Origin of the sequence: Roseomonas sp. GC11 (assembly GCF_024437745.1) — a bacterium.
Classification (GTDB): Bacteria; Pseudomonadota; Alphaproteobacteria; order Acetobacterales; family Acetobacteraceae; genus Pseudoroseomonas.
The window spans coordinates 1-8,528 of sequence record NZ_JANFNY010000128.1 but is presented as its reverse complement, the minus strand read 5'-3'; the positions used below and the strand labels follow the sequence as shown (position 1 = coordinate 8,528).

General features: G+C 74.4%; 11 protein-coding genes. 3 read left to right on the top strand and 8 right to left on the bottom strand.

The annotated features are described in order from the left end of the window. Positions 1-87: 87 nt before the first annotated feature. Entirely contained in the window at positions 88-1,101 is a 1,014-nt protein-coding gene (locus NON00_RS23160; RefSeq protein WP_256025152.1) for a DUF2125 domain-containing protein, read from the bottom strand. A gap of 116 nt (positions 1,102-1,217) precedes the next feature. Here NON00_RS23160 and NON00_RS23155 point away from each other — a divergent pair, with 116 nt between their 5' ends. Continuing rightward, positions 1,218-1,835, top strand: coding sequence for a gamma-glutamylcyclotransferase (locus NON00_RS23155; RefSeq protein WP_256025151.1), 618 nt, complete (start codon positions 1,218-1,220; stop codon positions 1,833-1,835). 240 nt (positions 1,836-2,075) lie between these two features. On the opposite strand, the gene NON00_RS23150 is transcribed toward NON00_RS23155, so the two are convergent. The 4 genes from NON00_RS23150 to NON00_RS23135 are packed head-to-tail and all read right to left on the bottom strand — an operon-like array spanning position 2,076 to position 5,131. Further along, positions 2,076-2,834 (bottom strand): lysophospholipid acyltransferase family protein, encoded by a 759-nt coding sequence (locus NON00_RS23150; RefSeq protein ID WP_256025150.1) that lies wholly within the window; start codon positions 2,832-2,834, stop codon positions 2,076-2,078. 8 nt (positions 2,835-2,842) lie between these two features. After that, positions 2,843-3,517, bottom strand: coding sequence for a YdcF family protein (locus NON00_RS23145; RefSeq protein ID WP_256025149.1), 675 nt, complete (start codon positions 3,515-3,517; stop codon positions 2,843-2,845). A 32-nt stretch (positions 3,518-3,549) separates the two neighbouring features. Beyond that, positions 3,550-4,464, bottom strand: a complete 915-nt coding sequence (locus tag NON00_RS23140; protein ID WP_256025148.1) for an ABC transporter permease — start codon at positions 4,462-4,464, stop codon at positions 3,550-3,552. Next, entirely contained in the window at positions 4,457-5,131 is a 675-nt protein-coding gene (locus NON00_RS23135; protein WP_256025147.1) for a cell division ATP-binding protein FtsE, read from the bottom strand. The genes NON00_RS23140 and NON00_RS23135 overlap by 8 nt, the downstream gene beginning before the upstream one ends. Positions 5,132-5,223: 92 nt before the next feature. Here NON00_RS23135 and NON00_RS23130 point away from each other — a divergent pair, with 92 nt between their 5' ends. Together NON00_RS23130 and NON00_RS23125 are read left to right on the top strand one after the other, a co-directional pair. Further along, a complete protein-coding gene (locus NON00_RS23130; RefSeq protein WP_256025146.1) occupies positions 5,224-5,733 on the top strand; it encodes an MJ0042-type zinc finger domain-containing protein in 510 nt (169 codons plus the stop codon). Between the two features lie 176 nt (positions 5,734-5,909). Next, positions 5,910-7,010 (top strand): SMP-30/gluconolactonase/LRE family protein, encoded by a 1,101-nt coding sequence (locus tag NON00_RS23125; protein WP_256025145.1) that lies wholly within the window; start codon positions 5,910-5,912, stop codon positions 7,008-7,010. Positions 7,011-7,143: 133 nt separating this feature from the next. On the opposite strand, the gene NON00_RS23120 is transcribed toward NON00_RS23125, so the two are convergent. The 3 genes from NON00_RS23120 to NON00_RS23110 form a co-directional block, all read right to left on the bottom strand. Further along, positions 7,144-7,440, bottom strand: coding sequence for an AzlD family protein (locus tag NON00_RS23120; protein WP_256025144.1), 297 nt, complete (start codon positions 7,438-7,440; stop codon positions 7,144-7,146). Further along, positions 7,437-8,183: an AzlC family ABC transporter permease gene (locus tag NON00_RS23115; RefSeq protein ID WP_256025142.1), complete on the bottom strand. Its 747-nt coding sequence runs from the start codon at positions 8,181-8,183 to the stop codon at positions 7,437-7,439. The genes NON00_RS23120 and NON00_RS23115 overlap by 4 nt, the downstream gene beginning before the upstream one ends. Beyond that, positions 8,176-8,528 (bottom strand): RecX family transcriptional regulator (locus NON00_RS23110; protein WP_256025141.1); only part of this gene is annotated, 353 nt, incomplete at its 5' end. The genes NON00_RS23115 and NON00_RS23110, both read right to left, overlap by 8 nt.

Below are 8,528 nucleotides of genomic sequence, written 5' to 3'. Positions count from 1 at the left end.
CCCCCCCCCCCCCCCCCCCCCCCCCCCCCCCCCCCCCCCCCCCCCCCCCCCCCCCCCCCCCCCCCCCCCCCCCCCCAGGCCAGCCTTTTATTCCCACTCGACCGCCGGCACCCTCCCGAGGTTCAGCCGCGCCACGGAGAGGCCGCGGTTTTCCAGGGCCACCGGCACTTCCAGCACGGGCGGCCCGCCGGCCGGATCCGGGCGCTGCATCAGCGGCAGCAGGCCGCGCGCCAGGGCGGCGTTGCGCTGTGGCACCACCCCGGCCTGCACCAGCGCATCCAGCACATGCTCCGCCCCGGCCAGCCGCAGCGTGCCGCTGCCGGCGGGCTGTAGCGCCGCATCCAGCCCCAGGGTGGCGGCGAGGCTGGCGGTGGCGCCGCCCCATTGCAGCGTCAGCCCGCGCAGTTCCAGCGCCCCGCCGGCATCGCGCCAGGCGGCGGCGCGCTGCGCCAGCGGGGCCGGGGGCGGCACGGGCCCGTTCAGGGCCGCATCCAGCGTCGCCGCCGCGATCTCGGGCCCCATCGGCGTGGCCACGGGCAGGGCGATGCCGCGCAGCGCCAGCCGCAGCCGCCGCGCCGCTTCCACCCCCTCCAGCGTGCCCTCCAGCCTGGCGATGGAAACCGCGCCGGAGGGCGGGCCGAGTTGCAGCGCCTCCCCGCGCAGGGGCACATCGCCCTGGCCGAGCAGGGGCAGCGATGCCACCAGGGCATGGGCGCGGAAGGGCAACTCCGCCGTGCCGATCCGCAGGTTCTGCGCCCCTTCCAGGCAGAGCAGCAGCCGGTCCCAATGCCCGGGCGAGAGGGAGAGGCGCAGGGCCTCGCCCTGCAGGACCGGCCCCTGCGGCAGGGCCAGCCGCCAGCCCGGCAGTTCCAGCGTGGCGGCGAAGGGCCAGCCGCCCCGGCGGGGCGGGCCATGCGCCACCTCCCAGCCCTGGGCGCGGCGGGCTTCCGCCCAGCCGAGGAAGCGCGCTTCCATCTTGCGGGTGATCAGGGTCCAGGCCAGCGCATGGCCGGCGGCCAGCAGCCCCAGCAGCAGGGCGGCGCCGCGCAGCAGGCGGGGCAGGCGGCGGGGCGAGGCGCCCTTGGGCGTCTTTGCGGTCATCACGCCGGGCGGTATAGGCCCGATCCCCCGGAGGGGGAAACGCGGCCCTGGCCGGCGCCCCCTCTTTCTCCCGCCCCGCCCCGCCCCGCCCCGTTGCCCCGCCCCGTTGCCCCGCCATGACCCTGCCCGACCCGCCGCCCCAGGCCCTGCTCGATCCGGATGGGTCGCTCTATGTCTTCGGCTATGGCTCGCTGATCTGGAAGCCGGGCTTCGGCCATGCCGGGCGGCACCCGGCGCTGCTGCGCGGCTTCCACCGGCGCTTCTGCGTCTGGTCCACCCACCACCGCGGCACGGTGGAGCGGCCGGGGCTGGTGCTGGGGCTGGACCGGGGCGGCGCCTGCCGGGGCGTGGCCTTCCGCGTCCCCGCCGCCACGGCGCCTGAGGTGCTGGCCTATCTCGACGCGCGGGAGATGATCGGCGGCATCTATGAGCGGCGGATGGTGCGGGTGCGGCTGCTCGAAGGGGGTGGGGAGAAGCGGGCGGTGGCCTTCATCGCGGCGCGGGCGATGCCCTCCTATTGCCGCGCCCTGGCACCGGAGCAGGCGGCGCGCACCATCGCCGCCGGGGTGGGCTGCATGGGGCCGAACCGCGACTACCTGCTGAACACCCTGGCCGGGCTGCGTGCCCTCGGGGTGCGGGATGCGGGGCTGGACCGCATCGCGGCGCTGCTGCCCGCAGGGGGTGGCGAGGCGGCACCCGAGGGGGAGCGCGGCCGATTCGACCCGCGCCTTTGAGGGGCCTGCACGCGTTTTCCGCAGGCTTATCCACAGGAAATCCCCAGGCTGCCGCGCGGCGGCGCGGACACAGGCAAGCGGAATAGAGCGCCCGGTTGGGCGCTCTTTGTGGTTCTTCGGAAAATCAATAGGTTGAGTGGCTGTCAAGCCCGGGTGTGGCAAAGGCGTGACAGTGGAAAAACAATGCCCGCAGAGGCTTGGAGCCCCTTGCTGACAGGGGGCGGGAGGGCTTCCGGCCAATTATCCCACAGAATTATCCACAAGCGGGGGATGCAGGGCAGGCCCGCCCCCGGCGCGCACCAGGCGGTCCGTCTCCGCCTCGATGCCGTCCTCCAGATGGCGCAGCAGGGCGGCCCGCGGCAGGCCGGGCGGGAGGGGCGGCAGGATGGCCACGGTGATGTCGCCCGGCTGCTTGCTGGCGAAGGCGCCGCGCCCCCAGTGCAGCCCGCTATCGGTGGCCACCGGCAGGACAGGCGCGGGGCTGGCCGCCGCCAGGGCGACGATGCCGGGCTGGTAGGCCACGCGCTGGCCGGGCAGGGTGCGGGTGCCCTCGGGGAAGATGACGACCTGATCGCCGGCGGTGAGGGCGGCGGCGGCCTCGCGCACCATGCGCTTCAGCGCGGTGGCGCCGCCCTTGCGGTCCACGGCGATGGCGCCGAAATGCCTGGCGAGCTGCCCCCAGGCGGGGATGCGCGTCAGCTCCTTCTTCAGCACATAGACCGGCTCGGGCAGCAGGGCGAGCCAGACGACGGTGTCATAGGCGGATTGGTGCTTGGCGGCGATCACCACGGGGCCGGGGGGCAGGTGCTCGCGCCCCGTCACGCGCAGGCCGATGCCGCAGAGCACGCGCAGCAGCCAGAGGATCAGCCGCGCCCAGCCCTGCACCCAGCGCCGCACATAGCGGCGCGGGAAGGGCAGCAGCAGCATGCCCAGCACGCAGCACAGCGCGGTCAGCACAAAGAACAGCGCGTTGAACAGCGCCGAACGCAGGAACGTCACGAAGGCCGTCACTGGGGAGGTTTCTCCGGTTTCAGGGCGGACAGGCCGAGCATCGCCCCGAGCAGCTTTCCATATTCGCGCAGCAGCAGGGCGGTGCGCGGCCCCTCCACCTGCACGGGATGCGGCACCAGCTCCACCCCGGGCAGGGTGCGGCGCAGCTCCAGCAGGGAGCGGGGCATATGGAAGGCGGCGGTGACGACGCGCAGGCTGCGGATCTGCCGCGCCCGCGCCCATTCCGCAACCTCCTGGCCATTGCCGCGGGTGCTGGTGGCCTCGCGCCCCAGGGTGACGCGGGCGGCGAAGCCGGGGGGCAGGGGGTCGGGCAGGCCGGCGCGGCGGGCGAGGTCGTCCAGCGTCGGCCGGGTGCCGACACCGGAGATGACCAGCGCCCGCGCCTGCCCGGCGGCCAGCAGGCGCAGCCCTTCCTCGACGCGCTGCGGCCCGCCGGTGAGCACGGCGATGCCGTCCGTCAGCCGCAGCGGGCGCTCGGGCTTGGCGCGGCTCTGCCCGGTGAAGAGGGCGAAGCCGCCCACCAGCAGCAGGGCCAGCAGCGCGGGCAGCAGCCAGAGGCGGCTCCAGCCGCGGTGGCGGCGGCTGCCATCGGGCAGCCTGCCGGCGGGCCGGTGGCCGGTGGCCATGCTCCCGGTGGCCATGCTCCCGGTGGCCATGCTCCCGGTGGTCATGCTTCCGGTGGCCCTGCTTCTGGCCGCCGGGCTCATGGCAGGCGCCGCAGCCAGCGCCGGACGCTGAGCTGCGCCGTGGCCCAGCCGATCAGCCCGGCACAGGGCGGCAGCAGGGCGAGGTCGAGCCAGGGCAGGGTGGACCACGGCGCCACCTGCCCGCCCGCCAGGGGCGCTGCGATGCTGGAGAGCGCGGCCAGCGCCGGCACCGCCAGCGCCGCCCCGGCCAGCGCCCCGCCGGCGGCCAGCAGGCCGATGCGGCGGGCGAAGCGGCCGGCGATGTCGCCCTGGGTGGCGCCAAGGTCGTGCAGGATCTCGATGGCCTGGCGCCGGGCGGCGAGGCCGGCGCGGGTGGCCACCGCCACCACCGCCACGGCCACCACCACCACCAGCGCCAGCACCGCCAGCGCCACGCCCTGCACGCTGCGCGCCAGCGCCGCCAGCCGCGCGACCCAGAGGCCATGCGCCTCCAGCTCGGCGCCGGGAATGGCCTCGGCCAGGCGCTGCGCCACCGGGGCGGGGTCGGTGGAGAGGCTGTGCAGCCTGAGCTCCACCACCGCCGGCAGGGGCAGGGTGGGCACCTCGCCCAGCCAGGGGCGGAGCAGGGCGCGCAGGCGCTCCTGGTCCACCGCCCGCGCCTCCGCCACCTCGGGCAGGCCGCGCAGCAGGGCCAGGGCCTCCTCCATGCGGCCGGATTGCTCGGGCGGCAGCTGCACGGTCACCGCCGCGGCGGCGCCCTGCTGCCAGCGCTCGCGCAGCGCCTCCGCCCCCCGGCTGCCGGCCAGGGCCAGCGCCGCCAGCAGCGCCATGGCCGCCACCAGCGCCGGCAGCAGCCGGTCCGACAGCGCCCGCCGCAGCCCGAGCGGATCGCGCGCATAGCGCGGGCCACGCCGCGCCTCGGTATGAGAGGGGCCATGAGGGGAGCCAGGGCGGGGGCGGCTCTCACCCATGATGCGCCACCCGGCCCTGGTCCAGGCGCAGCGCGGGGGCGGGGAACTGGCGGACCAGCTCCTCGCTGTGGGTGGCGACCACCACGGTGGTGCCCAGGCGGTTCATCTGCGTCAGCAGCGCCAGCAGGCGCCGCGCCTGGTGCGAGTCGAGATTGCCCGTCGGCTCATCCGCCACCAGCAGGGCCGGGCGGGTGACGACGGCGCGGGCAATGGCCACGCGCTGCTGCTCGCCGCCCGAAAGCTGTTGCGGCAGGGCGCCCTCCTTGCCCTGCAGCCCGACCCAGCGGAGCATCTCCGTCACATCCGGCCGCAGGCTGGACTCGGAGCGCCCGGCGAGGCGCAGCGGCAGCGCCACATTGTCGTAGGCGGAGAGGTAAGGCAGCAGGCGGAAATCCTGGAACACCACGCCGATGCGCCGGCGCAGCGCCGGCAGGCTGCCCCGCCGCTCCGGCCGGATGAGGGTGCCAAGCACCTCCATCTCGCCCCGCGTCGGCATCTGGGCGAGATGCATCAGCCGCAGCAGCGAGGATTTGCCGGCGCCCGAGGCACCCAGCAGCCAGGTGAAGCTGCCCTCGGGCAGGGTGAAGGTCAGGTCGGCCAGGGCCTCGGGTCCCGGCCGCCCATCGGGCGAGGGATAACGCAGGCCGACCGCGGTGAAGCGCACCATGGGGCAGCACATGCCACGCCCGGCGCCGCGCCGCCACCCGCCAGCGTTAACGAAGGGTTGCAGGCAGCGCGAGGCCCCGGCATAGCGCGGGCATGCGTCTCGAATGCCCCGATTGCGCGGCCGCCTATGAAGTGGCGGAGTCGCTGGTCGTCCCTGGCCGGCTGGTCCGCTGCGTGCGCTGCGGCCATGGCTGGGTGCCGCTGCCCGCCCCGCCGCGCGTGCTGACGCCGGCCGAGCAGGCGGCGGTGGCGCAGGACATGCGCGCCAGTGCCACCCCGCCCCCGGCGCCATCGGGGGGGATGCCGCCGCTGCGCCCCTCCGCCGGGGTGCCGGAGGAGGGTGGCCCCCTGGAGGAGGGGCGGGGCATTTCCACCCTGACCATCTTGATCCGCCAGGCGCCCGCCGTGATGGCGCCGCCGCCGCCGCTCAGCGTGCCGCCCGGCCCCGCTCCGGCTTCGGCCCTGGGTGTGGCGCTGGCCTGGCTGGCCTCGCTGGTGGTGCTGGGCGGCGGCCTCGCCGCGCTGTGGGAATGGCGGGAGGCGGTGGTGGCCTACTGGCCGCCCGCCGCGCGGCTTTTCGCGGCGGTGCAGGGCTGGATGTAGCGCCGCCCCGCCGGCCTCCGGCGCGGCGTCTTTTTGGTTGTCGGCTTGTCTGATGAATTGACAGCCCCATGCCAGCGGTGCCAGCGTCCGCGGCCGTAACGAGGCCATTGGCGGCCTCAAGGCCCGCACAGACGGGCCGGGCGGCAGGACCGCCCAGGCGGAGAGGGGACATCCGGATGAGCATCAGCAGGCGCGGATTTCTGGCGGCCAGCGGCGGCCTCCTGGCCGGTGGCGCGGCGGCGGGCGCCATGGGGGAGGCGATGGCGCAGTCCTTCCCCTTCACGCCCAACCAGCGCTACCCGGACCCGGCGGTGCAGGTGCTGGACCCGAGCTTCGCGCGCTACCGCATCTACAGCAGCACGGTGGAGCAGGTGGCGACGGGCTTCCGCTGGGCGGAGGGGCCGGCCTATTTCCCTGAGGGCGGCTACCTGCTGTTCAGCGACATCCCGAACAACCGCATCATGAAGTATGACGAGCGCAGCGGCGCGCTCAGCGTCTTCCGCGGCCCGGCCAACTACGCCAATGGCAACACGCGGGACCGGCAGGGCCGGCTCATCACCTGCGAGCATTCGGTGACGCGCCGCGTCGTCCGCACCGAGAAGGATGGCACCCTGACCATCCTGGCCGACAGCTATGAGGGCAAGCGGCTGAACGCGCCCAACGACATCGTGGTGCGCTCGGACGACACGGTGTGGTTCACCGACCCCATCTTCGGCATCAATGGCGAGTGGGAGGGCAGCCGCGCCCGGCCGGAGCAGGCCACCACCAATGTCTACCGCATCGCCCCGGACGGGACGCTGAAGGCGGTCATCACCGACCTCGTCAACCCGAATGGCCTGGCCTTCTCCCCGGATGAGCGCAAGCTCTATGTGGTGGAGTGGCGCGGCACGCCCAACCGCAGCATCTGGAGCTACGATGTGGCGGCCGATGGCAGCGTCAGCAACAAGACCAAGCTGATCGACGCGGCGGACCAGGGCGCGCTGGATGGTTTCCGCGTGGACCGCGATGGCAATCTCTGGTGCGGCTGGGGCAGCAATGGCGCGCTTCAGCCTGAGCCGCGGCAGGTGGGCGGGCGCACGGTCTATGACCTGCGCGGCCAGCCGGAAGACCTGGACGGGGTGATGGTGTTCAACCCGCAGGGCAAGCCGATCGGCTTCATCCGCCTGCCGGAGCGCTGCGCCAACCTGACCTTCGGCGGGCCGAAGAACAACCGGCTCTATATGACCGCCAGCCACTCGGTCTATGCGCTCTATGTCGAGGCGCATGGGGCAGTTTAGTTAAGGGTAACTGTTCTTTTTTGAAAAAAAGAACCAAAAAACTTTTTTCAGATGGCGTCCCGCCTTGGAGGTGAGGCGGGACGCCAAACTGAAAAAGTCTTTTTGTTTCTTTTTCTTCAGAAAAAGAAAATCTTCAGAATACCAACTGCGCCGCCCAGACCGCCGCGACCCCGGTGATGATCGAGGCGCTGAGGTTGCCGGTGGCGCGCTGGACGAGGATGACGGCGGCGCTGCCGGCGACACCGGGCCAGCCGATGCGGTCCAGCGCCAGGGCGACATAGGCGGTGAAGATCGGCCCCGGCAGGTTGCGCAGCATGGCCTCGACGAAGGGCGGCGGGCGCACGGCGCGCAGCACGGCATAGCCCCCGGCGCGGCAGAGATAGGTGACGGCGGCCATGCCGAGGATGGCGGCCAGGACATCGGGCCTCATGGCGTCTTGCGTCCTTCCATCCAGGCGGCGAGGGCGGCGCCGCCCAGGGCACCCAGCATCAGGGGCAGGGGGGGCGGCCAGTGCAGGCGCTGCGCCGCCACGGCGATGGCGGCGGCCATGGCCCAGGGCAGCAGGTCGCGCCGCGCGCCGCGCCAGAGCGGCACGAGCAGCCCGGTGAAGGCGGCGATGCCGGCGAAGAAGAGCGGGTGCCCCGGCGGCAGCGCCACGGCGCCGCCCAGCACATGCCCGCCCAGCGTCGCCACCTGCCAGCCCAGCCAGAGCGAGACGCCGATGCCCAGCAGGAAGCCGGCATCGCGCCCGCCCGCCCGCTGCTCCGCCACGCCCAGGGCGAAGGAATGGTCCACCAGCGTGGCGAGCGTGCCCCAGAGGCGCAGGCCGCGCAGCCGGTCCAGCCAGGGGGCGAGGGCCGCGCCCATCGGTGCCAGGCGGATATTCACCACCGCCGCCGCCAGGATGGCGGCCAGGACGGGCGCCGGGTCCGCCCAGAGTTCCAGGGCGAGAAGCTGCGCCGCGCCGGCATAGACGATCATCGACATCAGCATCGTCTCGGCCAGGGACAGCCCCTTGCCGGCGGAGATGACACCGACGACCAGCCCGAAGGGCAGCAGCCCGATCCACAGCGGCAGGGCCACGCGCGCGCCGCGCCAGACCCCGGCGCGGGTGAACACCACCGGGCCCTTGGGCGCCCCCGGCACGATGGGGGCGGGGGCGGTGTCAGCCACGGCGGAACTCCAGCAGGCGGTCTTCCGCCTCGTCGGGGGAGAGGGCGAGGGCGCGTTCCGCCACGTCATGCGGGAAGCCGGCGCGGGCGAGGGCGGCGAGCGCCTTCAGCCGCGCCTCGGGCGGCATGGGCTGCGGGCCGAAGGGGCCGGCGCGGCGCCGGCGCAGCTGCGCCAGGGCGGAGGCCAGCACGTCGGGCGGGTTTTCCTCCAGCACGCCCTCGGCGGTGGCGGCGGGCACACCCCGGGCGGCGAGATGGGCGCGGATGGCGCGCGGCGAGCGCCCGGCGCGGCTGAGGCGGCTGGCGCGGGCGGTGGCGAAGGCGGCGTCGTCCACCACGCCCAGCC